Annotated in this window: 27 protein-coding genes; 17 read left to right on the forward strand and 10 right to left on the reverse strand. The window is 28.3% G+C overall.

From position 1 onward, the window contains the following. The first annotated feature begins 12 nt into the window (after positions 1-12). Entirely contained in the window at positions 13-1,188 is a 1,176-nt protein-coding gene (locus tag Q0776_RS02710; protein WP_298364793.1) for an ATP-grasp domain-containing protein, read from the forward strand. A gap of 1 nt (position 1,189) precedes the next feature. Here the strand turns inward: Q0776_RS02710 and Q0776_RS02715 are convergent, their stop codons facing one another. Then, complete coding sequence (locus Q0776_RS02715) at positions 1,190-2,524, reverse strand: YfcC family protein (RefSeq protein WP_298364796.1); 1,335 nt, start codon at positions 2,522-2,524, stop codon at positions 1,190-1,192. Between the two features lie 93 nt (positions 2,525-2,617). On the opposite strand from Q0776_RS02715, the gene Q0776_RS02720 reads away from it, so the two are divergent. Further along, the gene (locus Q0776_RS02720; RefSeq protein WP_298364799.1) at positions 2,618-3,550 is read left to right on the forward strand and encodes a TIGR01212 family radical SAM protein; all 933 of its coding nucleotides are present in this window, start codon (positions 2,618-2,620) and stop codon (positions 3,548-3,550) included. A 16-nt stretch (positions 3,551-3,566) separates the two neighbouring features. Here Q0776_RS02720 and Q0776_RS02725 read toward each other — a convergent pair whose 3' ends face one another. The 3 genes from Q0776_RS02725 to Q0776_RS02735 all read right to left on the reverse strand — a co-directional run bounded on the left by Q0776_RS02725 (position 3,567) and on the right by Q0776_RS02735 (position 5,998). Beyond that, a complete protein-coding gene (locus tag Q0776_RS02725; protein ID WP_298364803.1) occupies positions 3,567-4,184 on the reverse strand; it encodes a hypothetical protein in 618 nt (205 codons plus the stop codon). 203 nt (positions 4,185-4,387) lie between these two features. Next, a complete protein-coding gene (locus Q0776_RS02730; protein WP_298364804.1) occupies positions 4,388-4,972 on the reverse strand; it encodes a porin family protein in 585 nt (194 codons plus the stop codon). An 81-nt stretch (positions 4,973-5,053) separates the two neighbouring features. Beyond that, entirely contained in the window at positions 5,054-5,998 is a 945-nt protein-coding gene (locus Q0776_RS02735) for a DUF4382 domain-containing protein (RefSeq protein WP_298364806.1), read from the reverse strand. 169 nt (positions 5,999-6,167) lie between these two features. Between Q0776_RS02735 and Q0776_RS02740 the strand changes: the two genes are divergently transcribed. From Q0776_RS02740 to Q0776_RS02750, 3 genes are read left to right on the forward strand one after another with little or no spacing between them, the layout of a single operon-like run. Continuing rightward, complete coding sequence (locus Q0776_RS02740; RefSeq protein ID WP_298364808.1) at positions 6,168-6,680, forward strand: sigma-70 family RNA polymerase sigma factor; 513 nt, start codon at positions 6,168-6,170, stop codon at positions 6,678-6,680. Positions 6,681-6,722: 42 nt separating this feature from the next. Continuing rightward, on the forward strand, positions 6,723-7,631 hold the full coding sequence (locus Q0776_RS02745) for a FecR family protein (RefSeq protein WP_298364810.1): 909 nt from the start codon (positions 6,723-6,725) through the stop codon (positions 7,629-7,631). Beyond that, complete coding sequence (locus Q0776_RS02750; protein WP_298364813.1) at positions 7,609-10,119, forward strand: carboxypeptidase-like regulatory domain-containing protein; 2,511 nt, start codon at positions 7,609-7,611, stop codon at positions 10,117-10,119. Before Q0776_RS02745 ends, Q0776_RS02750 begins: the two co-directional genes overlap by 23 nt. 14 nt (positions 10,120-10,133) lie before the next feature. Here Q0776_RS02750 and Q0776_RS02755 read toward each other — a convergent pair whose 3' ends face one another. After that, positions 10,134-10,892 carry a membrane metalloprotease gene (locus tag Q0776_RS02755; protein WP_298364816.1) on the reverse strand — a complete coding sequence of 253 codons (759 nt, stop codon included), beginning with the start codon at positions 10,890-10,892 and terminating at the stop codon, positions 10,134-10,136. Positions 10,893-11,017: 125 nt separating this feature from the next. On the opposite strand from Q0776_RS02755, the gene Q0776_RS02760 reads away from it, so the two are divergent. From Q0776_RS02760 to Q0776_RS02785, 6 genes are all read left to right on the forward strand, one after another. Next, a complete protein-coding gene (locus Q0776_RS02760; protein ID WP_298364819.1) occupies positions 11,018-12,151 on the forward strand; it encodes a saccharopine dehydrogenase C-terminal domain-containing protein in 1,134 nt (377 codons plus the stop codon). A 40-nt stretch (positions 12,152-12,191) separates the two neighbouring features. Continuing rightward, the gene (locus Q0776_RS02765; RefSeq protein ID WP_298364822.1) at positions 12,192-12,599 is read left to right on the forward strand and encodes a hypothetical protein; all 408 of its coding nucleotides are present in this window, start codon (positions 12,192-12,194) and stop codon (positions 12,597-12,599) included. Positions 12,600-12,610: 11 nt separating this feature from the next. Beyond that, positions 12,611-13,033 carry a hypothetical protein gene (locus tag Q0776_RS02770; protein ID WP_298364823.1) on the forward strand — a complete coding sequence of 141 codons (423 nt, stop codon included), beginning with the start codon at positions 12,611-12,613 and terminating at the stop codon, positions 13,031-13,033. A 66-nt stretch (positions 13,034-13,099) separates the two neighbouring features. After that, the gene (locus tag Q0776_RS02775) at positions 13,100-13,663 is read left to right on the forward strand and encodes a TetR/AcrR family transcriptional regulator (protein ID WP_298364826.1); all 564 of its coding nucleotides are present in this window, start codon (positions 13,100-13,102) and stop codon (positions 13,661-13,663) included. 80 nt (positions 13,664-13,743) lie between these two features. Then, positions 13,744-14,871 (forward strand): MBL fold metallo-hydrolase, encoded by a 1,128-nt coding sequence (locus Q0776_RS02780; RefSeq protein WP_298364828.1) that lies wholly within the window; start codon positions 13,744-13,746, stop codon positions 14,869-14,871. 10 nt (positions 14,872-14,881) lie between these two features. Next, positions 14,882-15,088 (forward strand): hypothetical protein, encoded by a 207-nt coding sequence (locus Q0776_RS02785; protein WP_298364830.1) that lies wholly within the window; start codon positions 14,882-14,884, stop codon positions 15,086-15,088. A 106-nt stretch (positions 15,089-15,194) separates the two neighbouring features. Here the strand turns inward: Q0776_RS02785 and Q0776_RS02790 are convergent, their stop codons facing one another. From Q0776_RS02790 to dinB, 5 genes are all read right to left on the reverse strand, one after another. Further along, positions 15,195-16,067 (reverse strand): radical SAM protein, encoded by an 873-nt coding sequence (locus tag Q0776_RS02790; RefSeq protein WP_298364832.1) that lies wholly within the window; start codon positions 16,065-16,067, stop codon positions 15,195-15,197. A gap of 298 nt (positions 16,068-16,365) precedes the next feature. Further along, positions 16,366-17,163: an SDR family NAD(P)-dependent oxidoreductase gene (locus Q0776_RS02795; RefSeq protein ID WP_298364834.1), complete on the reverse strand. Its 798-nt coding sequence runs from the start codon at positions 17,161-17,163 to the stop codon at positions 16,366-16,368. Positions 17,164-17,216: 53 nt separating this feature from the next. Beyond that, on the reverse strand, positions 17,217-18,080 hold the full coding sequence (locus Q0776_RS02800; protein WP_298364837.1) for a DUF4437 domain-containing protein: 864 nt from the start codon (positions 18,078-18,080) through the stop codon (positions 17,217-17,219). 362 nt (positions 18,081-18,442) lie between these two features. Then, entirely contained in the window at positions 18,443-19,303 is an 861-nt protein-coding gene (locus tag Q0776_RS02805) for a helix-turn-helix domain-containing protein (RefSeq protein ID WP_298364839.1), read from the reverse strand. A gap of 53 nt (positions 19,304-19,356) precedes the next feature. Continuing rightward, positions 19,357-20,451, reverse strand: coding sequence for a DNA polymerase IV (gene dinB / locus Q0776_RS02810; protein WP_298364841.1), 1,095 nt, complete (start codon positions 20,449-20,451; stop codon positions 19,357-19,359). An 80-nt stretch (positions 20,452-20,531) separates the two neighbouring features. Between dinB and Q0776_RS02815 the strand changes: the two genes are divergently transcribed. From Q0776_RS02815 to Q0776_RS02840, 6 genes are all read left to right on the forward strand, one after another. Continuing rightward, on the forward strand, positions 20,532-21,833 hold the full coding sequence (locus Q0776_RS02815; protein ID WP_298364844.1) for a M18 family aminopeptidase: 1,302 nt from the start codon (positions 20,532-20,534) through the stop codon (positions 21,831-21,833). A 227-nt stretch (positions 21,834-22,060) separates the two neighbouring features. Then, complete coding sequence (locus Q0776_RS02820) at positions 22,061-22,237, forward strand: hypothetical protein (protein WP_298364845.1); 177 nt, start codon at positions 22,061-22,063, stop codon at positions 22,235-22,237. Between the two features lie 5 nt (positions 22,238-22,242). After that, entirely contained in the window at positions 22,243-22,590 is a 348-nt protein-coding gene (locus Q0776_RS02825; RefSeq protein WP_298364847.1) for a hypothetical protein, read from the forward strand. 141 nt (positions 22,591-22,731) lie between these two features. Further along, on the forward strand, positions 22,732-22,959 hold the full coding sequence (locus Q0776_RS02830; RefSeq protein WP_298364849.1) for a hypothetical protein: 228 nt from the start codon (positions 22,732-22,734) through the stop codon (positions 22,957-22,959). Next, the gene (locus Q0776_RS02835; RefSeq protein WP_298364850.1) at positions 22,959-23,408 is read left to right on the forward strand and encodes a hypothetical protein; all 450 of its coding nucleotides are present in this window, start codon (positions 22,959-22,961) and stop codon (positions 23,406-23,408) included. Before Q0776_RS02830 ends, Q0776_RS02835 begins: the two co-directional genes overlap by 1 nt. A gap of 117 nt (positions 23,409-23,525) precedes the next feature. Continuing rightward, positions 23,526-24,152, forward strand: coding sequence for a glutaredoxin domain-containing protein (locus tag Q0776_RS02840; protein WP_298364851.1), 627 nt, complete (start codon positions 23,526-23,528; stop codon positions 24,150-24,152). The last annotated feature ends 118 nt before the right edge of the window (positions 24,153-24,270 follow it).

Genomic DNA, 24,270 nt, shown 5'->3' on the forward strand with positions numbered 1-24,270 from the left:
AACTGTAATTTAATGTTTTTAATTGACCACCCATATATTTCAGAATTTTTAATTGAAACTATTAAAAATAATCGTTTTCCAATAGTTTCAACAAAGTCAGCTAGAGAATTAATTTCTAAAGAAAATTTAAATTGGGTTTCAGAAAAAGAAGCCATTCAACAGTTTAAAGAAAATCCGAATCAGCTAATTTATTCTAATTCTGAAAACGTAATTAGTTGGGTTGAAAACAACTTAAATTTTACAAAATTACCATCACAAATAAGTGTTTTTAAAGATAAAATAAAGTTTAGACAATTACTTAAAGATGTGTATCCTAACTACTTTTTTAAAGGAGTTAAATTTGAAGATTTAAACAATATTGACATAGAAAATTTACCGTTTCCTTTTATTATAAAACCTTCTGTTGGCTTTTTTAGTTTGGGTGTTCATAAAGTAGATAATAAAAGCGAATGGCCTGAAACTTTAGAAAAAATTAAGAGTGAAATACATCATATTAAAGGTTTTTACCCTGCTGAAGTTTTAAATACAAACAGTTTTATAATTGAAGAATGTATTGAAGGTGAAGAATTTGCAGTGGATTGTTATTATAATGAAAATAGTGAAGCCGTTATTTTAAACATTATGCACCATATTTTTTCATCGGGAAAAGATGTAAGCGATCGTATTTATTGCACGTCAAAAGAAATTATTGAAACAAACCTTCCTTTAATTCAACAATTAGTAGATACTATTGGAGCTAAATCTAATTTGACCAATTTTCCTATTCATATTGAAGTTAGAATTGATAAAAATGGCGTGATTATTCCTATTGAAGTAAATCCAATGCGATTTGGTGGTTGGTGTACAACAGGCGATATTTCTTATTATGCCTATGGCATTAATTCTTACGAATACTTTTTAAAACAAAAAAAACCTAATTGGTCCAAAATACTTGAAACAAAAGAAGATAAAACGTATAGTTTAGTTTTGTTAGATAATAATTCAGGCATTGTCGCTGAAAATATTCAATCATTTAATTACAATCAACTTTTAGCAGACTTTGAAAAACCGTTACTTTTAAGAAAAATTGATGTACACCAATTTCCAATATTTGGATTTCTATTTACAGAAACCTCAAAAGGAAATGAACAAGAATTAGCTGCTATTTTAAGTTCAAATCTTCGAAATTACATTGAGTTTAAAAAATAGTTTAAAACCCAATATAAACAGCAACAATAATTGCAAGTGCACCAACCCCTAAAATTACTAACGAAAGTTTTAAAATAAACTTAAACCATTTATTAAAAGGGATGCCTGCAATAGCAATAATTGCCATTAAAGCTCCTTGTGTTGGATATACCATATCCATTATTACCGCACCATATTGGTAGGCTAAAACACATACTTGTCTGGAAATTCCAATTAAATCGGACAATGGCCCTAAAACAGGCATAGTTAATATGGCCTGACCAGAATAACTAGAAACTGGAAAATGTAATAAGGAATGAGAAATCATCATGGAAATTGCCGCCAAACTTTTGGGCAAATATTGCATTGGTGTAAACAAGCCATAAATTATAGAATCTATAATCATTCCTTGTTTTAGAATTATTGAAATACTACTTGCAAAACCAACAATCATTGCTGCAAAAACTAACTCTTTAAAACCTTCAATATAGGTTTCAATTGTTCCATTTAAACCTAATTTCCCTATTAAACCCACTATAATAGCAAGTGCAAAAAATTCAGCAGACATTTCATTAAATCCCCAATTATATTTCAACATTCCAATAATAAGTAAAACAAAAGATAAACCAACTAAGGTTAGAATAAGTATACTTCGAAAACTTACTTTTTGCACAACCTCATTCGCATCAACCACTTTTTCTATTCTATTTTTGTTAGCATATCTAATTATCATAAACATCCACACAATAAAAGCTATTGCCATAACAATTAATCTAAACTGACTTCCTGACAAAAATTCTAAACCTGTTTCTTTTTGGGCAATTACCACCGCAAATGGATTTATTGGACTAAATGCTGCTCCTAAAATAGCTGAGCCAAAACTTATAGAAACAGCTACATATGCATTATAGCCCAAACGAGAAGTTAGATAGAGTAAAACCGGCATCATTGCAATTATCTCTTCTTGCAAACCACTGAGCGCACCGCCAACCAAAAAAATTAGAGAAACTAGCACTAAAATAACTTCCTCTCTACCGTTTAACTTAACAGTTAAAAATGTGATTCCTTCTTTAAGTGCTCCTGTTTTTTCTATAATGTAAAAGCAACCTCCTATTAATAAAATTAATGCTATTAAATCTGCTCTACTTACTATTCCCTCAGGAATTGATAAAATAGTTTTTAAAATAGATACGGGTTCAGCTTCAATTAATTTATATGAGTTTGGTACTACAGTTACTTGATTAGTTTCAGGGTTTGTAACCCTTTCATACTGACCTTGAGGAATGACATATGTTAATATTGCAGAAAACAATATAAATCCAATCATTATGACCAGAGCATTCGGAAATTTTTTCATTAATTAGTTTAGTTAGTTGTTTTAAAGATAATTAAAATATATTTATAACTATTTTTAATATAGTTAAGTAACAATTCCTAATTTTGCAGTCTTATGAAATTCACAGGAAAACGCTATTTAGATTACTCCTCATTTATAAAACTTCATTTTGGTGAACGTGTTCAAAAAATATCTTTAGATATCGGTTTTACTTGCCCAAACCGTGATGGTTCAAAAGGTGTTGGAGGTTGTACTTATTGCAACAACAATACGTTTAATCCCGATTATTGCGAACCACAAAAAAGTATTCAGCAACAATTAGATCAGGGAATTGAGTTTTTTGCCCGAAAAGGAAAAAATCACAAATACCTTGCATATTTTCAGGCTTATACAAATACGTATTCAGATTTTGAATCACTAAAAAAAATGTATGAAGAAGCCTTAAGTGTACCACAAGTTGTTGGTTTGGTAATTGGTACACGCCCCGATTGTATTTCGGAAGAAATTATCAATTATTTAGATGAGCTTTCAAAAGATTACTTTATTTCATTAGAATTTGGTGTTGAAAGTACTAACGAAAAAACATTATTAGAGGTAAATCGTTGTCACACTTTTGAAGATACAAAAGCTACTTATGAGCTTTGTAAAGACAAAGGTTTTCATTTAGGAGCACATATAATTTTGGGATTACCAGGTGAAAGTAGAGAAGAATTGTTTAACCACGCAAAAGAGTTATCTAAACTTCCTATTCAAACTTTAAAACTGCACCATTTACAAATTGTAAAAAACTCAGTAATGAGCGTTCAACACAAACGAAATCCAGAAAAGTTCGATTTATTTACTTTGGAAAATTATATAAATTTTGTTTCAGAATTTATTACTCATATTCGTCCCAATATTATTATTGAACGATTTATAAGTGAAGCACCAAAAGATTTATTAATTGCACCAAAATGGGGCGGACTCAAAAACTTTGAAATTGTAGCTAAAATTGATAAAAATCTTGAAATAAGAAATATGTGGCAGGGAAAATTTTACAATAATTAATTCAAAATTATTTCTTCTAATTATTTATACAATTATCTATAATCGATTTTAAATCGGAATCATTATTAACAATACTAGTAGCACTACTAATTGATACATTAATTGGATATTGCACACTATAAACTTCGTTTTGAGGTAAATTATTCATGAAAATAAACAAATCTTGATCTGATTCTATTGAAATAAAAGTTGTTTGGTCATTGTCTAAATTAAACAACGAAATGCTTATAGGATACTGTATATCAACACAGGTAATAGCACTTAAGTTATTAATAATTGCCGAATCACAAATGGCAGATAGATTGCTTATTTCAGTATTATTTGCAACAATTGTTTCGCTATAATCTTGATTTATAATTGTTATAGGGAAATCAAAAACTATGGTATCTAAATCAATAGCCGATAAATTAAAAATATCTTTTACCAATTGATAATCTGAAATATTTGATATGGTTAAAGGAATATTATTAGCTAATAGTGAATATGGAAATTTAACCGAAGAACAAGAAATACTATCTATAAAATCGTCTAATGTTCCATCATACATTCCAATTCTTTTATATTTATTAGTAATCTCGGAATTACTGTTGTTTGTATTGGGATTTTCACCCTCAGTAACATCAACCTCTTTCATACAGCTAATTGTTATAAGTACTATCAGAAATATAAAAGCTATTATTTTACCAAAGAATTTCATTTGCAAAAATTGTATTATACCAACAAATTTAATTATTAATTAATTTATTAAAATTCTCTTCTACAAATTCTAAAATTTGATTTTTTCAATCTGAAAAGCGAAGAGAATTTTCAAAAAACGATTATGTAAAAATGCAACTATTAAAATATAAATCCTAAAGACAATTGCAATACATTATTAAATTCGTTCGTTTCTTCGTAAATTTTACCTAAACCATGGTGGAATCTGGCTCCTAAAACTATTCCTGTTTCTGATTTAAATCCAAGTCCAACGTTTGCACCCCAATCTAAAGAATTTGGATCAAAATTACTGTTGCTTCCTCCCAAAAATGTATCAATATTTTCCTTGTGAGAAATAGCATACCCAATTTGTGGTCCAGCCTCTAAATAAAATGTTTTTGTTGGGTATAATTTAAGCATTAAAGGAATATTTAAATAGTCTATTTTTTGGGTTAATTTAAAATTACTATTTTCTATTACATATCCTTGTTGCGAGTATGTTAACTCAATTTGTAAGCCTAAAAAATTATTAATAGAAGATTCGCCAAAAAAACCAACATGAAAACCTTCTCGCTGGTCGGTTTCGTTTCCTTCTGAATTTCTTACAGAAGCTAAATTATAACCTCCTTTTAATCCGAAAGACGAATTACTCTTATCAATTTTACTACTTTGAGCATTTATAGTTAACGTTGATACAAATGCTATAATTATTACTAATGTTCTCATAATTCTTGTTTTTTAATGGCTACATCAAAATGTTGATGCAGCCAAATAGTTATTATTTTTTTTATTTAATTACTGCTTTTGTTATTGTTTAGCTTTTAAATTAACTCCTACATTTATGTTTAATGATGAAATAATAGAAATATTACCTAAATCAATTCCAGCAATTGACTCTGCAGTTAATAGTCCATTAAACTCAAATCTACCATCATTATCAGTATCTTTATATGAAACAAAGTGTAATTCGTAATCTCCTTCTGCCAAGAAATTCAACTCATATTTACCTGTAAAAGCATTAACACTAGAACTATTTACTGCGTTTGCAAATAATACTCCGCTTCCTTGTGCACTTGTTTCTCTATTTTCATTAAAAGTTCCTTTAGTGTATGCATAAACAATTACTTTGTCGGATGTGTTTTGTGTATCGTTTGCCGTACCTTTAATTTCTCCTGCATTATCCTCGTTTACAACTCTAATACTAGATGAAAGTTCACTTGAAGAAACAAATTTAAAATCTTCATTTCCACTATCAACAATAGATTTTCTAATGTCAAAATCTAATACTACATTATTTGAACTAGTTTCAAAAATTTCAAAAGTGTCATTAATTTTAATAGTACTAGATGAACTTTGTAATGCTTTTATAGATCCATTTGTCATTAAAACATAAGAGCCAGGAGCATTTCCATTTGCATCGGTTTCATTATCTAATACTAAGGTTAAATTAGAATATGAACCTGCGTTTAACTCTAAATTACCTAGCAACTTTGTCATTCCATTTTGGTATTTCATTAAATCTAAAGTTGTTTTTGAAAATCCTTCTATAGAAACACCATTTACTTTTACATCTGCTACCGTTACAACAACGCCTTTTACATTTGCATTGTCTGTTGGAGCATCTGTCATATAGAAATTAGTATTGCTTTTTTCTCCTGAAGGATAATCAGAATCATCATTATTAGAACATGAGATTGTAAAAATTGAAAGTGCTAATGCACTTATTGCGATTGTTAAATTTAATTTTTTCATGATTTTAGATTTTAAATTTTTATTAATTTTTATAGTTTTCATTTAAACTCATTCGCGAGTTACACTAGTTAGACAACCCTCTTTTAGATTACCCTACCCTATTTTTTATTTTTTTTCATTTATATCACCTTAATATTTTTATTTTTACCTTTTACTTAAATAAATACGTATGGATTTCACCAATTTATGTGATGAAAAACAATTTGATATATTTTATAAACAACAGGTTAACAATGCTTTTCGTTTTATACTTATAAAAAGTAAAGACAATGATGAGGCGCTTGACATTGTTCAAGAAGCTTTTATAAAGATTTGGGAAAACTGTAATAAATTTAATTTAGCTAAAGCAAAGTCCTATTTATTTTCCATTGCAAATAATTTATTTTTGAATGTAAAGAAGCACGAAAAGGTTGTTAGAAATTATGAAAACAACTCTACCAATTTATATATAGAAACAGAAACGCCCGAAGATACCCTAAGAGGAAAAGAGTTTAAGCATAAGTTAGAAAAAGCACTTGATGAATTAACCAACGCACAAAGAGAAGTATTTTTACTTAACAGGGTTGAAGGAAAAAAATATAGAGAAATTGCCGAAATGTTAGGTATTTCGGTTAAAGCAGTTGAGAAAAGAATGAGTCAAGCTTTGGTTGTTTTACGAACTAAAATTGAAGAATTTAAATAATTAAGTTAGGGTAAAGTTTAATTTAGTTGTCATATTATTAGAATGAAAGACATTAAAAACATATCGAAATGGTTAAATAATGAAATGACTGAAGAGGAATTCTTGGCTTTTAAGGCCACTGATGACTATAAGTTATATAAAGATATTGCTGAAGAAGGTTCTAAAATAAAACTAGCTTCAGTAAATGAAGAAGCAGCCTTAAAAGATTTTAAGGCTCGAATTCAATCAAAAACAAAGAAAAAATCCAAAGTTATTTCATTAAAAAGAAGTGTATTTTTTAAAATTGCAGCAAGTTTCGCAGTATTAGTTGCAATTTCATATTTTATTTTTAATACCAATCAAATAACACTAAAAACCGATTTTGCCGAAAATAAATCGTTTACATTACCCGATGAATCAAAAGTAATTTTAAATGCTGTTTCAGCTATTACCTATAAAAAATCGTTTATAAAAGACCGAGCATTAAAATTAAATGGAGAAGCATATTTTAGTGTAAAAAAAGGAAGTTCATTTACTGTAAACACAAGTCAAGGTTCGGTACAAGTTTTAGGAACTAAATTTAATGTAAAAAACCGTGAAAAAGCATTTAATGTGTTTTGTTATGAAGGTCGTGTTGAAGTTAAATCTGGATCCGATAAAATTGTTTTAACCAAAGGTGAAGGTGTTAAGTTAATTGCAAATAATACCCTTATAAAAATAGATAATAACAATATAAATGAACCTTTATGGTTACAAAATGAAAGTTATTTTAATGAAGAAATTTATTCTGAAGTTTTAGCGGAGCTAGAAAGGCAATTTAATGTAAAAATTAATTCAAATGCAATAAATACCAATGTGTTATTTACAGGTGGTTTTAGAAAAAACGATTTGGATTCAGCAATTAAATCTATTACATTACCTTTAAATATTAACTATCAGATAAAAGATAATGAAATTATTTTATCAAAATAAATGTTGGGTACTTCTTTTTATTGTTCTATTTGTTAATATAAAAGTAAATGCGCAAACCAATTTTTCTTTTTTGGAAGAATTAAAACTGATAGAAAAAAAGTATGACCTTAAATTTTCTTATGCAATATCCTCTATTGAGAATATTCAAATTCAAAAAAAAATAACTGATTTATCAACTTTAGAAGAAATATTATCATACATAAATTCCAATACATTTTTTGTAGCAACTGTAATTGATGAAAGGTTTATTTCAATTGCTCCAAAACTACAAAACATAACAATTTGTGGCTATTTATATAATAAAAATTCCAAGCCAATTTCTAATGCATCCATACATATAGCTGGACAACTTTATGGAACAATTACCAACAAAAATGGCGCTTTTACATTAGAAAATGTAAAAATATCAGATATTGTAGAATTTAGTTATTTAGGTTATAAAACCATTTTAAAAAATGTAAATGAATTAATTTCACCACAATCGGACTGTGTAAAATTAACAATGATTGAGGAAGAATTTGAACTTCAAGAAGTTTTTATTAAAAATTATATTACCAATAGTTTATCAAAACTAAACGATGGAACCATTCAATTAAATACTAAAAACTTTAATATTTTATCCGGACAAGTAGAACCCGATTTGTTGCAAACTTCGCAAATATTGCCAGGTATTGAAAGCCCAAATGAATCTATTTCTAATATAAATATTAGAAATGGAGTAAGCGATCAAAATGTTATTTTTTGGGACAATATTAAAATGTACAATCCAACTCATTTTTTCGGACTTATATCTGCTATTAATCCGTATTTAACTAAAAATATTTCAATTATAAAAAACGGAACGAGCGCTAAATATAACGATGGCGTTTCTAGCACTATTTTATTGGAAACCGACAAAAACATTCAAAAAGAATTAAGTGGTGGAATGGGTGTTAATTTTATTTCTTTTGATGGATTTATAAAAGTGCCCGTTAATAATAAAATGGAATTTAGCACTTCATTTAGAAAATCTAATAACAACTGGTTTAGTACTCCTACTTATAAATCTTACTTCAATAAAACTTTTCAAAATAGTGCTATTGACACCAATACTTCTAATTCAGATTTTAACTTTTACGATGTAAATTTAAGTTTGTTATACAACTTAAATACAAACAATCATATTAAAGTAAATTACATTAAAATAAACAATAATCTTAATTATTATGAATTAGAAGGAAGTAATTTAGCTGACAAAATAAAACAAAACTCCGACGCCATAGGTCTCAGTTATAATTCTGTATTAAACAGTAAAACAAAGTTTATAGTTTCGGGATATCATTCTAAATACTCTATACTTTCTAACAATTACCAAAACAATCAACAACAATTGGTAGTTCAAGAAAATGAAGTTGTTGAAAATTCATTAAAAACAACTTTAAACTACTCCTTTAACAAATATCTAAATTTAGAAACCGGTTATCAATTAAATGAAACTGGTGTTTTAAGTAGAACTAATGTAAACAACCCTTTATACAATAGAGTACAACGCAGTGTAATGCGCAATCATAGTGCATTTGCCGAATCTAATTTTAAAAACGATTATTGGTATGTTAAAACGGGTGTTAGATTCAATTATTTCGATAAAATTAACCAAACAACCATTGAGCCAAGAGTTAACATAAATTATTCTTTTACAAAAAACCTTAATTTAAATGCTCAATTTGAAACAAAATCGCAATACACTTCTCAAGTAATAGATTATTTAGACGATTTTTTAGGTGTTGAAACCAGAAGATGGGTTATGGCCGACCATAATACACCTTTAATAACTAGCCAACAATTTTCTTTAGGTGGCACATTTAAAAAAAATGACTTTCTATTAGATGTTAGTGTTTTTCATAAAACAATAGATGGGATATTAATTTCGGGGCAGGGTTTTCAAAACCAAATTCAGAATAAAAGATTAGCTGGAAATCAAAAAGCAAATGGACTTGAAGTTTTACTTAATAAAAGAAGTAAAAAAACTGAGTTTTGGCTATCGTACACTTTAAGCAACAGCGAAATACTTTTTAAACAAGTTTCTGAAGCATATTTTCCAAGTAATAATGATATTCGGCATTCATCCACCATTGGATTCAATTTTCATTTTAACGAACGTTTAAACACATCTATTAGCGCAATTATAAAATCTGGAAAACCAAATACGCCAATTAACAAAACCCAAGAAACAAAACAAAATGGAAGTTTTGTTATTGTTAACTATGATGCGTTAAACTCAACAAGATTAAAACCATATAATAGAATTGATTTCTCTGTTAATTACCAAATCTTAAAAAGAAAAAAAATACAGTCTAATTTAAAATTTGGAATTTTAAACATGTTAGACACGAAGCAAATTTTAAATTCATATTATGTTGTTGATCAAAACGATTCCTCAAAAGCTACCAAAGTTGACTTAAAATCATTGGCATTTACACCAAATGTTTCATTTAGAGTTGCTTTCTAAAAACTACTACAGTATCACCTTCCTCCGTTCGAACGTAAATCTTGCAAGCAAAAAGCATCTAACTCTGGAATTTTTTCTTGGTCAAAAAAATTGACAACTGTATTCATTCTTTCCATTTTGTAATACATTAAACAATTTTCTGAAGTACAATGCGCTCCATTTGCACTATCGTGATGGTTTTCAATAATTGGTGTACCAACATTTACAAGACCTAACAAATGTGAAAATTCATGACGTACTATTGCAGATTCTAATATTGTATTTTTTTCTCCAAACAAATTGCTATCAGAAAAAGAGTCTGTTGTTTCTTTAAAAATAACAAATGAAGTGTTTCTATAAGCAGTTCCCAGGATAAGTGAATCTTCTTCATTATTGGAAGAAGCACCATTTAAATATAAAATAAAAATTGCAAGCTCATTTTCAGTAGAAAACTTGGTTCTATTTTCATCTTCAATACTTCTTATTTTATTTATTGAATAGGAAGATTCTAGAGGAATATCAATAAGTTTGGTTTCAATATTAATATTGCTTTTAAAAGTTCTTTCTGATATAAAATTTTTAAAACTAGCCAACACTTCATTGCTAGGCTTAAAATCTTTTACGTATAAAATTTCAACAAAAATATCTGTAAATTTTTCATTTGATAAAATATCTCGTGCCGAATAACCTACTTCTTTTAAATGATATGAATTGTTTTTAACCAAATCATCCTCAGATTGACAACTAATTATAAGAACATTTAATACTAAAATATATTTAAATAGTTTTTTCATTTATTGAGTTTAAAAATAATCCTTTTTCCTACTTTGAGTTCAACTTCAATTAGCAATACTACCAAAAATAATCTATATTTAATAGTTATTAAAACATAATTAAGAGGCGAACTTAAAATTATATTATGAAATCAATTATTGTATTAGGAGCAGGAATGGTTGGTAGCGCAATAGCTATTGATTTGGCAAAAAAACATTCGGTTTCAATTTCCGATTTTAATAAAAATGCACTAGAAATGGTTGTTTCTAAATGTAAAAAAATAACTTCTATTCCATTAGATGTCACCAATAAAACAGCACTTCAAAAAATAATAAAACCTTTTGATTTGGTTGTTTGTGCGGTTCCTGGTTTTTTGGGCTTTCAAACATTAAAATCAATTATTGAAGCTCGAAAAAATGTGATAGATATTTCATTTTTTCCAGAAAATGCTTTAGAATTAAATGAGCTAGCTAAAAAAAATAATGTAACTGCAATTGTAGATTGTGGTGTTGCCCCTGGAATGGGAAATATTATTCTAGGTTATTACAATGAAAAGCTAAAAATTACAGATTTTGAGTGTTTAGTTGGTGGATTTCCAAAAATTAAAAAATGGCCATTCTGCTATAAAGCTCCTTTTTCGCCAATTGATGTTATTGAAGAATATACACGTCCTGCTCGCTATGTGGAAAATGGTGTAATGGTAACTAAAGAAGCATTATCCGACTGTGAATTTATTGAATTTGACAAAGTAGGAACCTTAGAATCTTTTAACTCTGACGGCTTACGATCTATTATTTTTACAATGCCTCATATTAAAAACATGAAAGAAAAAACCTTACGATACCCAGGACATGTGGAATATATTAAGGTATTAAAGGAAAGTGGATTCTTTAGTGAAAACCCAATAATAATTAACAATTTGGAGGTTTCTCCGTTAGATTTTACTTCAAAAATATTATTTAATGAATGGAAACTAGATGAAAATGAAGAGGAATTAACAGTAATGAGAATTACCTTAAAAGGAACTGATTCAAAAGGAAATTCTAAAACAATAGTTTACAACCTTCATGATGAATATTGTTCTAAAACAAAAACCTCATCTATGGCAAGAACCACTGGATATACAGCAACTGCAGCTGCAAATATGTTTTTAGATGGATTATTTTCTAAAATAGGTATTTTTCCACCAGAGTTAGTCGGTAATAATGAGCATTGTTTTAACTATATTTTAAACTATTTAAAAGAACGAAAAGTGTACTACACCAAAACAGAAAATTAATTTTTATATATTTAAACAATTGTAATTTAATTGTTTAGAAATGATAGCTATTAAAACTGTTGAATATATTCTTATTGCCATAATAGGGTTTTTGGTTTTATTTAATATTTACCTGAACTTTAATAAAATTGAAAACGACACAATAAATGTAATTCTTAAAAATTGGGCATATAACAAGTATTTTTTTATCACCTTTATTTGGGGTGTTTTAGGTGGTCATTTCTTTTTAGGAACAAAATCTCCACTATTTGGTAGTAATTGGTGGATACCAGTGGTACTTGTTATTGTTATAGTATTCATTTTAATTTTAATTGGAAAAAAATTCAAAAGTGATTTTGTTCTTCAACAACGCTACCAATTGGTACTTTTAATTACTGGTTTATTATATGGCCATTATATTTGGTCACAACGTCACATTCCAGAAGTAGTTTTCCCTTGGGGTTCTTAAAACCATTGCTTATGAAAAACTTTAATACTCTTATTAATAATCAAGCTTTTATAAAAAAAGTGCAATTTATTTTAATTGCAGTATTTGTAATTATTATTGGATTAGATATAGTTTTAGCATTAGATAAAATTGAAGGAAATACTATAAGTAATGTAATTCAAACTCATACAGATAATGGACTTTTTGTTCTCACTTACTTTTGGGGAGCCATTGCTGCAAACATTTTTTTTGTATCTAAAAACAACCCTCTGGTAAATAGTTTAATAGGTACTTTTATTGTTCTAGTAGTTGCTATTTTTATTGTTTTATTTAATGTAGAACCTTTGGTTGATAGTTTTTTGAAAAATCATCACTATACAATTTCTATATATAGCATTTCAATGGCGCTAGGATTTGGTATTGGATTGGTGTTTTGGAAGCAAAAACAAAAATAATCTTTCCTTTTTATTAAACTATTAAAAAAAACATATTACATTTGTTGAGTGATTAGTCAATTTAAAATGGATAAAAGAAAATTATTATTAGAAGCAGCTACTAAACTTTTTGTTGAAAGAGGTTTACATGCTACGCCTACTTCAGCTATTTCAAAAGAAGCTGGTGTTAGTGCAGGAATTCTTTTTCATTATTTTAAAACCAAAGATGATTTAATTAACGAATTATATGTTTCATTAAAAAAAGATTTCACAGCAAACATTTTAGCTGATCTTGATAAAATTAATTCAAAACTTGGTAAAATTCGCTTAATCTGGTCAAACTCTTGGAACTGGGGATTAAATAACCCGTTGAAATTTAAGTTCTTACTTCAAATAGACCATACAAGTTGTTCGGTAAATTTAAAAGAACATCCAGAGCTAGTTGAAAATTTTAATCTATTTATAAATATGATTCAGGACCAAATTGATACTAAAATAATTAAAGAGATTGATATACAATTTTTAATGAATTCTATGTTTGGATTGATTACTTCAATGGTAAAGCATTTAACCGAATTTCCAGAATTAAGACAAGATCAAGTATTTATAGAACAAGCTTGGGAAATGTTTTACAACTATCTTAAGCCTTAAAAAAATTTGAATATTAAATTGAGTAAATAGTCAATAAAATATTACTAATTAAAAATACTGAAGAAAATTAGAAGTTAAAAATGATTAAAAAAACACTAAAAATATTAAAAAGAATTATGATTGGAATTTTATCAATTGTTGCAGCCGTCACTTTAGTGGGAGTTACATTTGTAAATGTGAGTCCGCAATTTGGTGCTGGATCTTCAGAAGCTAGTTTAGATCGCATTAGAAAATCTCCAAACTTTTTAAATGGATCGTTTAAAAATCAAGAAAAAACACTCCAAAATACAGGTTTTAAATGGAGTACAATACCCAAATTTTTTACCAACGGAGATAACAAAGTTCCTTCTTCAAAATTACCACAAGTAAAGTTGAGCAAAGCGTACTTTAACAACAAACCTCAGCAACCAAGAATTACTTGGTTTGGACACTCAACCTTGTTTGTTGAAATGGAAGGAATGAACATATTTATAGATCCTATGTTAGGAGAAGTTCCTGCACCGCATCCTCTTTTAGGAAACCCTAGGTTTAATAAAGAATTGCCTATTTCCATAGAAAATTTACCAGAAATTGATTTGGTTTTAATCTCTCACGATCACTATGATCATTTAGATTATGGATCAATTCAACAATTAAAAAACAAAGTAAAACAGTTTTATGTTCCTTTAGGAATTAAAGCGCATTTAACCAAATGGGGAATTGATGCAACAAAAATTAAAGAGTTTGATTGGTGGGATAGTAAAACCTTAAATAATATTGAATTTGTCTCAACCCCAGCACGCCATTTTTCTGGAAGAGGATTCACAAGAAACAATACATTATGGACTTCTTGGGTATTAAAATCTGAAAACAATTCAATCTTTTTTAGTGGAGATAGCGGTTACGGAAAACATTTTAAAGAAATTGGTAAAAAATATGGTCCGTTTGATTTTGCAATGATGGAATGTGGACAATACAACGAGCAATGGGCACACATACATATGACTCCTGAAGAAACTATACAAGCTTCAGTTGATATACAGGCAAAAACAATGATGCCAATTCATTGGGGAGCTTTTAAATTAGCTTTACACGAATGGACAGATCCTATAGAAAGATCATTAAAAAAAGCACAAGAACTAAACGTACAAATGGCAACACCAATTATTGGAGAAGCAATAGTTGTAGACTCTAACTATCCTTCAAGTAAATGGTGGATTAAAAATTAAAACTTGAATTATGATTATTGTATTAAAGACAAATATATTTTCGCAACTAGAAACTCAAGTTAGAGCAATTTTAGATTGTTTTAACCAAATTTCGACAGTTGATTTTGATTTTGAAGATGTTGATAATATTTTAAGAATTGAAGCTTCTCAAAATATTACTAAGGAAGTAGCTTCTTTGTTAAATTCCTATGGTTTTTTATGTGAAGAATTGGTATAAAAACTAACTTGTCTTTCTAAATGAAGTAAAACAAAATGAAGAATCTATCCATTTACCAAAATGTAAGATTCTTCATTATAGCTTAAAATAATAGTTGTTTTTAGTTTTACCAAGGGTTAGTTACTAAAATTTCCTTTTTTGTTACAGGATTTGTTTCTATTTCTTTATTAATTTCATTTATAAAAGCATTTTTAGCTTTAGGAAAAGGTCCACGCATTGGTGAAATATTATTTCCGTGATCTCCCCAATAATAGGTTTCAAAATTCATATTTTCCAATAAGTATTTTTCCTCTTCTAAAATTTGTAACGGAGTTGCTTGCACAAATTCTCCTGCTTTTACTTCGCACTCTAGTTCAGTTCCTGGTTGAATAGCCAATGCCATTGGTGCAATTTGCTCAGGTTTTATAATATTTAACAAACGTACAGTTTCTTCAATATGTTCTTTTGAACGGTATTTTCCTCCCAAACCAAATATAAATGAGGCTAATACTTCAATTCCGGCTTCTTTTGCTAATTGAGCTCCTTCAACAGCTTGTTCAAAGGTCATTTTTTTCTTTATATTATCCAAAACAACTGAATCTCCAGATTCTAACCCAACATAAGCCATATCAACACCAGCTTCTTTTAGTTGTTTTAGTTGATCAACGGTTTTTCTTCTAAAATCATTGTATTCGCTGTACAATGCAAGTCTTTCTAATTCAGGAAACGTTTCTTTAATTTTAGTTACTACTTGTAATAAAAACTCAGTTTTCAAAACCATTACATTTCCATCTATTAAAAATATCGATTTTACTGAAGGGTAAATTCTTCTTGCCTTTTCAATATCTTTAGAAATATCTTCAAAACTTCTTCTTCTAAATTTTTTATCTGTGAACATATCACAAAAAGTACAATTATTATTGCTACAACCTATAGATACTTGTATTAGTAAGCTGTTAGCTTCCATCCAAGGTCTGTATACTTTTCCTTCGTAAGTCATTTTCTTTTCTGTTTTTATTAATTGTCATTCTGAATGAAGGGAAACGTAATGAAGAATCTCTAAAGTTGAATTATAAGATTCTTCGCTATCGTTCAGAATGGCAGTTGTTTTTTAATTTTATGCTTTATTCTTTTTTACATTGATGAAAAAAGAAACAAAAAAATATAGTCTGACGAAACTTTCTATAAAATACAATTCCTCGAAAAGATATGCTGTGAACTCGCTACGCTCAAACAGCACAACCTATTTTCTTTTCTTGCGGATGTATTTTTTACTGAAACCTTCGTAGGACTGTTTGTTAACTTAAAACCTTTTCCGTTAATTCAATAAGTTGATGAATTTTGTTTACATCGTATGCGTCAGGATGTGCATTTCCATAAGAACCTTTGTCATTATCAAAATACTTTCCTGAGTTGTTTTTATGGTTTTCAGAAATAGCCAAATTATATAAAATAGTTGCTCCTTTATCTGCTGAAGACCAAGATTTACCAAAAGCTTCTTTTACCATATTTGTATTTAATAACGATCCTGGATTTACAGGAATTACTAAAATATTTGGTTCTTTAGTTGCTAAATAAAAACTCCACATTAACAAAGCTAATTTACTTTGAGCATATGTTGCGCCATCCATTTCATTGGTTTCACCTAATAAAGTAGCTGCTTTTATTGAAGATTGTGCAGCAGAACTTAAATTAATAACTCTTGGAGTTTCACTTTTTCTTAATAGAGGCAATAACATATTAGTTAATACATATGGAGCAAAGTAGTTAACTGCATAACGCATATCTAAACCATTTTTATTGGTAGCAGCACTACTTTTATAAACACCAGCATTATTAATTAAAACATCTAGTTTAGAAACCTTTTCTTGTACAGCTATTGCCAACTGTTTTACTTCATCTAAATTAGATAAATCAGCTACAAAACCATCAATATTTATATTGTTTGTTATTTCTTTTATTTCTGAAATAGTAGCACTCAATTTTTTAGCGTTTCTTCCGTGAACAAATACTGTATAACCTTCATTTGCCAACTTAATTGCCGTTAATTTTCCTATTCCGTCTGTACTTCCAGTTATTAAAATTGTTTTGTTCATTTTAAAAATTATTTTTTAATTTATTTACAAAGAATTATGGCACAAATAGTAAGTTAGTTACTAATTTTAACAGCTCCATTAGTTCTTATATATAAAATAGTTTCAATATTAGTGTTATTTGTAACAGAATGAATTGCTTTACTTGTAGAACCAAAATAACTTCCCGAATCTAATAATTTAACTTGTGCTGTTTTTGGCATTTTATAGTTTAGAACATTTGTAATTACAACTGAATGAAAAACACTTCCGTTACTTTCTATTTTTCCAATAAAACCTTTAGGCAGTTTTATAAAAAGTCCTTTTGATCCTCCGTTTTTATTACTTTCCCATAAAAAACTTAATTCAGCTTTACAAGCTTCATCTACCCAATTGGTTTTACTATTGTTTAACCAAACTACGTTAGATATATCTATATTTATTGGACGTTCTCCATTATCAAATGCTTGATCTATTGGTTTTACCAAATACGGACCATTATCAATTTCAACCAATGCAATATTTTCTTCTCCTTTTGCCGATGTAATATGTGATTCTCCTTCTGGTTGTGTCCAAAAACTCCCTGGTTTCATCCACATATTTTCTGCTTTAGGATCATCGTTATGCACTGTTCCTTTAATAACAACTGCTCTATAGGTAACATTATGAATATGAGGTGGTGATGAAAAACCATCAACAAATTTTGCTAAAAACCCCGTTGCTTCTGTTCCTTTTCTATCTCCCCATATTGTTCCTGCTTGTGGACTTTTGTCTCCTCGTGCTGGATTTAATTTTTCCCAAACTATTTCAGAACTTAGCACAACTTTATTAGTTGGGTTTTCAATATTTTCTATAGTTTTTTTAACTGCTTTCTTTTCTTTATTATTACAAGAAACAACAAATATTGTAACCAAAAATAATACTACTATTGTTTTATTCATTTTCTATTTTTTTTAAATCTTAGTTATAATTTCTTCATTTGGAAAACGACCATCTTTTTCTTCCTACTTTAATAAATGCTGCATAAAATATTCATTATCATCGGTTTTTGAACAAAACACAATAACATACGGTGCGTTTATAACTTTAGGTTCGTTAATCTGAAAAAAAACCTTGCGTTGCTTTTGAAACTCTTTTTTTAGTTGAAACGAATTCTTTTGTTATATAACTCCAGTTTAATACTTCTTTAAAATTCATTTTTTAGTCGTTTTAAACTATAGGCACAAAAATACCACCGAAGGCAAGATTGATTCTGGTAAAAAACAAAGTGTTATATGTAAAAAATAAGGATTTAGTAATTATACTAACCCAAATTAGCCTTAAAAGCGCCTAAAGTGGTTCCTTTATAAGCTAAAAATGTTTTATTTAAATGGCTAGCATCGGTAAAACTAAACTCAGAAGCAATTTCAGAAAAATGCAAATCGGTATATTTTAATCTTTGTTCTACAAGTTTTAGTATATAGTTAAGTTTGTATTTTTTAATGCTCATTTCCATATTTTTTTTAAAATATTGATTGAGATAATTTTCAGAAATATTAAATTTATCTGCAATTACTTTATTAGTGAGTAGTTCGGGAACATATACATTTGCGTGAATATGATTAATAATTTCTTGAATTTTAGAGGACTTTGGAGAATTGTTTTTTTCTGAAACAGCAAGTCTCATATTTCTAGCAATTATTTGTAAAATAATGGAAAGTGAATTTTCAATAATAAGTAAATCAAATGATTGATTGCTTAAATATTCTTGATATAAAATAGTAATTAGTGAAGCCAAATTTGTTTTATCTGCTTCCGTTTTAAAATTTAGCGCTCTTAATTGATGGTTTTCATTACATAAAATTCCTTCTATATTTCTAAACCAATTATTTACAGGTAAATTTGATTTTGCTTGAGAAGAATCATTAAAAAAGCTTTTCAAAAATTTAATTGTTGTTAAAGTAGTTGGTGAGCTAGCCTCAATTGTATAAATATCATTTGGTATAAATACAAAAAAACTATTGGCTTTATAAGCCGCTTTATTTCCATTAATTTTTATAAATCCTTCTCCTTCTTCAAAATGAAGCACTTCAAAAAAACGGATGCTTGTATATTGACAAAACTCAAAAGAAGACACTTCTTTACTATGAAGAATTACAATATTATCAATAATAGTTCTTGCCATTTGGCAAATTTAGTTCATTTTAATTGAATAATTTATCCGAATTAAAACTGATTTTAAAACTCAAATTTTAATTGAACCGCAATAGGTTTTTCTATTTCTTTTTTAGAATTAATATTTAAATTAGTTACAGAAATACCTAATAATCGTACGGAATTTAACACCTTTTCTTGGTATAGCAATTCCTTAACTATTTCTAACATTACCGCTTTTTCTTTAATAAAATAAGGCAACGTTTTACTGCGAGTTTGTGTAGTAAAATCGCTGTATTTAATTTTTAAAGTAACTGTTTTTCCAGACACTTTAGATTTAAGTAACCGCTTTTCTAATTCTTCTGAAATACGTTCTAGCTTCTCCATCATAAATATTTCGGAAGTTAAATTTGTAATAAACGTATGTTCTGCGGCAACCGATTTTCGAATTCTATTGGGTTTTACTTTACTATGATAGTTTCCTCTAACCAAATTATAATAATGCGCTCCCGAACTTTTAAAGTTTTCTGTTAAAAATGCTTCACTTTTAGCCTTTAAATCTTTTCCGGTAAAAATTCCAAGATTATACATTTTGGCTGCAGTTACTTTTCCAATACCAAAGAATTTTTTAATGGGTAGTTCTTCTAAAAATTGAAGAACCTCTTCTGGTGAAATTGTTTTTTGACCGTTTGGTTTATTAATATCTGAAGCTATTTTGGCTACAAATTTACTATTAGAAATTCCTGCTGAAGCATTCAAATTTAACTCATTTGCAATTCGCTGTCGAATTTCTTTTGCAATTAAACTAGCCGAAGGATTTCCTTTTTTATTTTCGGTAACATCTAAGTAAGCCTCGTCTAAAGAAAGTGGCTCTACCAAATTGGTATACTCATAAAAAATAGCTCTAATTTTTTGTGAAATTTCTTTATATCGATCAAATCGAGGTTTAACAAATATTAAATGTGGACATTTTTTACGAGCCAATACACCACTCATTGCCGAGCGAACTCCAAATTTTCGAGCCTCGTAACTTGCAGCAGCCACTACTCCTCTATCGGAACCTCCACCAACTGCAATTGGTTTTCCTCTTAGCTCAGGATTATCCAACTGCTCAACAGAAGCATAAAATGCATCCATATCTACGTGAATTATTTTGCGGTATTGTTCGGGTTTTTCCACCGTATAAAATTACAAAACTTTGTTGTTTAAATTTAAACTCAATTCTTAGTATATTCGTGAGATAATTAGATTCTTATTTTATGATTCATAAACAAAAACACGCTCAAGATTTAATCGATTTTATATACGATAGTCCAAGTCCATATCATGTAGTTAAAAACACTAAAGATATTCTTATTAAAAAAGGATTTTCTGAACTAAAACTAACCCATAAATGGAACCTTGAAAAGGGTAAAAAATATTTTGTTTGTCAAAATAACACGTCGCTTTTTGCATTTATTGTTGGTTTAGAAGCAATAGAAGATAATGGTTTTAAAATTATTGCTGCGCATACCGATTCTCCTTCATTTAAAATAAAACCATCACCAGAGATTTCTGTTGAAGAAAAATACGTGAAATTTAATACTGAAGTTTACGGAGGTCCAATTTTAAACACTTGGTTAGACAGACCTTTGTCCATTGCCGGAAGAGTTAGTGTAAAAAGCAACGATATTCTGCACCCAAAAAATTATTTGGTAAATATTAACCAGCCGATTATTACCATTCCTAATTTACCAATTCATTTTAATAGAACTGTAAATGAAGGAATTGAGTTAAATAAGCAAATAGATATGCTGCCTGTTACTGCGGTTATAAATGAAGAAATGAATGCCGATTCGGTATTATTAAATAGAATTTCCGAAGAAATTAAAGTTCCAAAAGAAGACATTTTAGAAGTAGATTTAAACCTTTACCATTTTACCAAAGGAAGTATTATTGGTATGAATAACGAGTTTATTTCATCAGGAAAATTAGACGATTTAGCAATGGTTCATGCAGGATTAACAGCTTTTGCTGAAGCTTCGCCAAGTAAAGCTACCAATGTTTTAGCATTGTTTGATAATGAAGAAGTTGGAAGTAGATCTAAGCAAGGTGCAGGTTCTCCAATTTTAAAAGATATTTTAACTCGCATTGTTTCGGTACAAGATAAAAACGAGGAAGACATACAACGTGCTATTTATAATTCATTTATGATTAGTGCAGATATGGCACACGCATTACATCCAAACAGACCAGAAAAACACGACCCGGTAACAAGACCAGTTATAAACGGCGGACCTGCAATTAAAATTGAAGGAAACCAAAAATATACAACCGATAGCGATTCTGGAGCTGTATTTGAAATGATTTGTAAAGAAGCTAATATACCATATCAAAAATTTGTAAATAGAAGTGATATGCGAGGTGGTGGAACACTTGGAAATGTTTCCGCAGGACAATTAGCCATTCGCTCAGTAGATGTTGGAAACCCAATGTGGGCTATGCACTCGGTTAGAGAAACTAGTGGCGTTGATGATCATACTTTTATAACCGATGCTTTTAGGTGTTTTTATGGAATTTAAAATTTAACTTCTCGTCAACCTGAACTTGTTTAAGGTTCACATCACAATTAGTCCTAAAATAATAAGATGCTGAAACAAGTTCGGCATGACCAAGATATCACAAAATAAGCCTGCTAAAAGCAGGCAAAACTATAAACATTTTACGGTTTTACCTTGCCAAAAGGTTAATAAAGTTGTCTAAATTTAATCTTTAAAAAATTTTAATATATAAAATTAATTTTAACACTATGAAAAGATTAAGAAACAACGAAGTTGGAAGAAATAATTATACTCAAGACCCTTCAAATCTTAAGGAAAGAATATTAGATGCTATAAACGATAGTTCTTTAGGCTATTTAAGAAATCAAATTATGTCTAATTTTCAGGCTACATATTCATCTCAATTAATTCCAACTAATCAGTAAATATTATGAAAAACAGGCTAATTTTTTTGTTTTTACTATTTGCAATAGTAACATTAAATTCTTGCTATCAAAAAAGTCAGACAGTTGTTATTACTGATTTTTCAAATTCCATAATTGACACACTAAAAGCAAAGAAAAGTGGACATTACGGAGCTGCCATAATGGAGATAGAAGGTCATTCTAACGATACTATTATAATTTCATTCTATAATTTTAAAAGAAAATTTAGTGGTAATTTTAAAAAAAGTATCAATATGGATTTTTATGGAGGTTTAAATAGCCATGTAATTTTTAAATTTAATCCTTATAAAGCTACCAGCGGAGAGATTAAGGTTAAATATGGAATTTATTAATAATCATTTAACACAAGCCACAACCACGCAAATAAAAAATAACAGAAAAGTGCAAGTTTTAATAATTTGTACTTTTCTGTTACTTTATAGTTAGAACAAAAATGCAATAATTAAAAAACAGAACAATATCAACATTTGTATATGGCTAAAAATTATGTAAAACCAATAGCTTTGGCAATTCAAGAATTAAATAAAAATGCTATATCTCCTCCCACAACAAATGCTCAAGGAACTATTGTTGCTAATATGGGAAATGGTAATTATATTACTTACAGACCTTTATCTGCTTCATCATCAGGGTTTGATGCCAGTATTAATTTTAATTTTAGGCAGATTTGGGCAAACGATAGAGTATTAAAATTTAAATAATGGATAAACTAAATATTTTTGACAACAAGTATATAAATCTTTTTCTTCCAAATGATGGTGTTGAATTTCTATTTAATATTATCAATGATGGTTTAGGTTATAATGTAAATAAGCCTTCATCATTACACGAAAGAGAAGAAACATTATTTATAATAGAAAAGCTTTTTAAATTGGACTTAATCTATGTTTTTCATTGGGGAGAGAATCACGAAAAAATGAAAAATGAAAAATTCACAATAGCGGAAACCTTAAATTACATTAATTCAATATGGTTTGAAAAAGCCTATTATCCTGATTATTATGGAATGGTCATGTTTGGTCATAATAAATGGTATACAAATAAGCTCGAAAGTTTAGGGATGACAGATAGAACAGATTGGAAATGGTTTGTAAAAAATAAAATAGGGAATTTAGAAAAATTTATAGAAGATAACAGACCACCAAAATAATACAAATCACAACCATGTATATAAAAAAACAGCTAAAGTACAAGTTATTACAATTTGTGCTTTTCTGTTACTTTATAGTTAAAATGAAAATTGCACTAATTAAAAAACAAAACAACTATGAAAAAAATAACATTGGTATTAATCTGTACCCTAATAGCATTTATTGGATATTCACAAAAAAAAGACATTGAAGTTGTAAGTGTAAAAAGCGAAGATGCATTTATATTAAGTGCCATTAATAACAGTAATGTACAGCAAGAAATTACATTAACAGTAGTTCAAAAAAATTTAAAAGGTTATTCAAATCCTATAACTAAACTTATTCCTTCAAAATCTAATGCGGAATTGATAAAACTTTTTTTTATAAAAAATAAAAGATCAGAATGTAGCTACAGCTATACTTTTAAACCTAGTTTAACAGATGAGGAAAAAAATATTCAAGACCAAAAATTAAAAGAAAAAACTGTAACAAAACTAAACAATTTAAAAGAAGGAATTGTAGTGTTTTCTAAAGATGGTTGTCCAAGATGCCATTACACAACTAGATATTTAATTGACAATAATATTGATTTTCGATTAGTAGATGTTACAAATAATAAGGAACAAAATAAAACTATGTGGGAATTTGTAAAACTCGAAAATCCAATTATAGAGACTTTAAAAATGCCCGTATTAATATATAATGGCGAGGTTTTATATAACATAGAAAATTTAAAAGAATTTATTCCAACTCTAAAAATGTAATAATACTTCATTAATTAAAAACAAAAAAGGGTTGCCAAACGGCAACCCTTTTTTGTTTTATTATCATCTTAAACTTCTCTAAAGGACTTGTGAAAATAGATTCTTCACCTTGTTCAGA

The organism is uncultured Lutibacter sp. (genome assembly GCF_947495725.1).
GTDB lineage: Bacteria > Bacteroidota > Bacteroidia > Flavobacteriales > Flavobacteriaceae > Lutibacter.

What these genes read in the sequence shown, in the direction of transcription:
- Q0776_RS02710 (WP_298364793.1), top strand. Translation starts at nt 13, where the DNA reads ATGTTTTTAATTGACCACCCATATATTTCAGAATTTTTAATTGAAACT.
- Q0776_RS02715 (WP_298364796.1), bottom strand. Translation starts at nt 2,524, where the DNA reads ATGAAAAAATTTCCGAATGCTCTGGTCATAATGATTGGATTTATATTG.
- Q0776_RS02720 (WP_298364799.1), top strand. Translation starts at nt 2,618, where the DNA reads ATGAAATTCACAGGAAAACGCTATTTAGATTACTCCTCATTTATAAAA.
- Q0776_RS02725 (WP_298364803.1), bottom strand. Translation starts at nt 4,184, where the DNA reads ATGAAAGAGGTTGATGTTACTGAGGGTGAAAATCCCAATACAAACAAC.
- Q0776_RS02730 (WP_298364804.1), bottom strand. Translation starts at nt 4,972, where the DNA reads ATGAGAACATTAGTAATAATTATAGCATTTGTATCAACGTTAACTATA.
- Q0776_RS02735 (WP_298364806.1), bottom strand. Translation starts at nt 5,998, where the DNA reads ATGAAAAAATTAAATTTAACAATCGCAATAAGTGCATTAGCACTTTCA.
- Q0776_RS02740 (WP_298364808.1), top strand. Translation starts at nt 6,168, where the DNA reads ATGGATTTCACCAATTTATGTGATGAAAAACAATTTGATATATTTTAT.
- Q0776_RS02745 (WP_298364810.1), top strand. Translation starts at nt 6,723, where the DNA reads ATGAAAGACATTAAAAACATATCGAAATGGTTAAATAATGAAATGACT.
- Q0776_RS02750 (WP_298364813.1), top strand. Translation starts at nt 7,609, where the DNA reads ATGAAATTATTTTATCAAAATAAATGTTGGGTACTTCTTTTTATTGTT.
- Q0776_RS02755 (WP_298364816.1), bottom strand. Translation starts at nt 10,892, where the DNA reads ATGAAAAAACTATTTAAATATATTTTAGTATTAAATGTTCTTATAATT.
- Q0776_RS02760 (WP_298364819.1), top strand. Translation starts at nt 11,018, where the DNA reads ATGAAATCAATTATTGTATTAGGAGCAGGAATGGTTGGTAGCGCAATA.
- Q0776_RS02765 (WP_298364822.1), top strand. Translation starts at nt 12,192, where the DNA reads ATGATAGCTATTAAAACTGTTGAATATATTCTTATTGCCATAATAGGG.
- Q0776_RS02770 (WP_298364823.1), top strand. Translation starts at nt 12,611, where the DNA reads ATGAAAAACTTTAATACTCTTATTAATAATCAAGCTTTTATAAAAAAA.
- Q0776_RS02775 (WP_298364826.1), top strand. Translation starts at nt 13,100, where the DNA reads ATGGATAAAAGAAAATTATTATTAGAAGCAGCTACTAAACTTTTTGTT.
- Q0776_RS02780 (WP_298364828.1), top strand. Translation starts at nt 13,744, where the DNA reads ATGATTAAAAAAACACTAAAAATATTAAAAAGAATTATGATTGGAATT.
- Q0776_RS02785 (WP_298364830.1), top strand. Translation starts at nt 14,882, where the DNA reads ATGATTATTGTATTAAAGACAAATATATTTTCGCAACTAGAAACTCAA.
- Q0776_RS02790 (WP_298364832.1), bottom strand. Translation starts at nt 16,067, where the DNA reads ATGACTTACGAAGGAAAAGTATACAGACCTTGGATGGAAGCTAACAGC.
- Q0776_RS02795 (WP_298364834.1), bottom strand. Translation starts at nt 17,163, where the DNA reads ATGAACAAAACAATTTTAATAACTGGAAGTACAGACGGAATAGGAAAA.
- Q0776_RS02800 (WP_298364837.1), bottom strand. Translation starts at nt 18,080, where the DNA reads ATGAATAAAACAATAGTAGTATTATTTTTGGTTACAATATTTGTTGTT.
- Q0776_RS02805 (WP_298364839.1), bottom strand. Translation starts at nt 19,303, where the DNA reads ATGGCAAGAACTATTATTGATAATATTGTAATTCTTCATAGTAAAGAA.
- Q0776_RS02815 (WP_298364844.1), top strand. Translation starts at nt 20,532, where the DNA reads ATGATTCATAAACAAAAACACGCTCAAGATTTAATCGATTTTATATAC.
- Q0776_RS02820 (WP_298364845.1), top strand. Translation starts at nt 22,061, where the DNA reads ATGAAAAGATTAAGAAACAACGAAGTTGGAAGAAATAATTATACTCAA.
- Q0776_RS02825 (WP_298364847.1), top strand. Translation starts at nt 22,243, where the DNA reads ATGAAAAACAGGCTAATTTTTTTGTTTTTACTATTTGCAATAGTAACA.
- Q0776_RS02830 (WP_298364849.1), top strand. Translation starts at nt 22,732, where the DNA reads ATGGCTAAAAATTATGTAAAACCAATAGCTTTGGCAATTCAAGAATTA.
- Q0776_RS02835 (WP_298364850.1), top strand. Translation starts at nt 22,959, where the DNA reads ATGGATAAACTAAATATTTTTGACAACAAGTATATAAATCTTTTTCTT.
- Q0776_RS02840 (WP_298364851.1), top strand. Translation starts at nt 23,526, where the DNA reads ATGAAAAAAATAACATTGGTATTAATCTGTACCCTAATAGCATTTATT.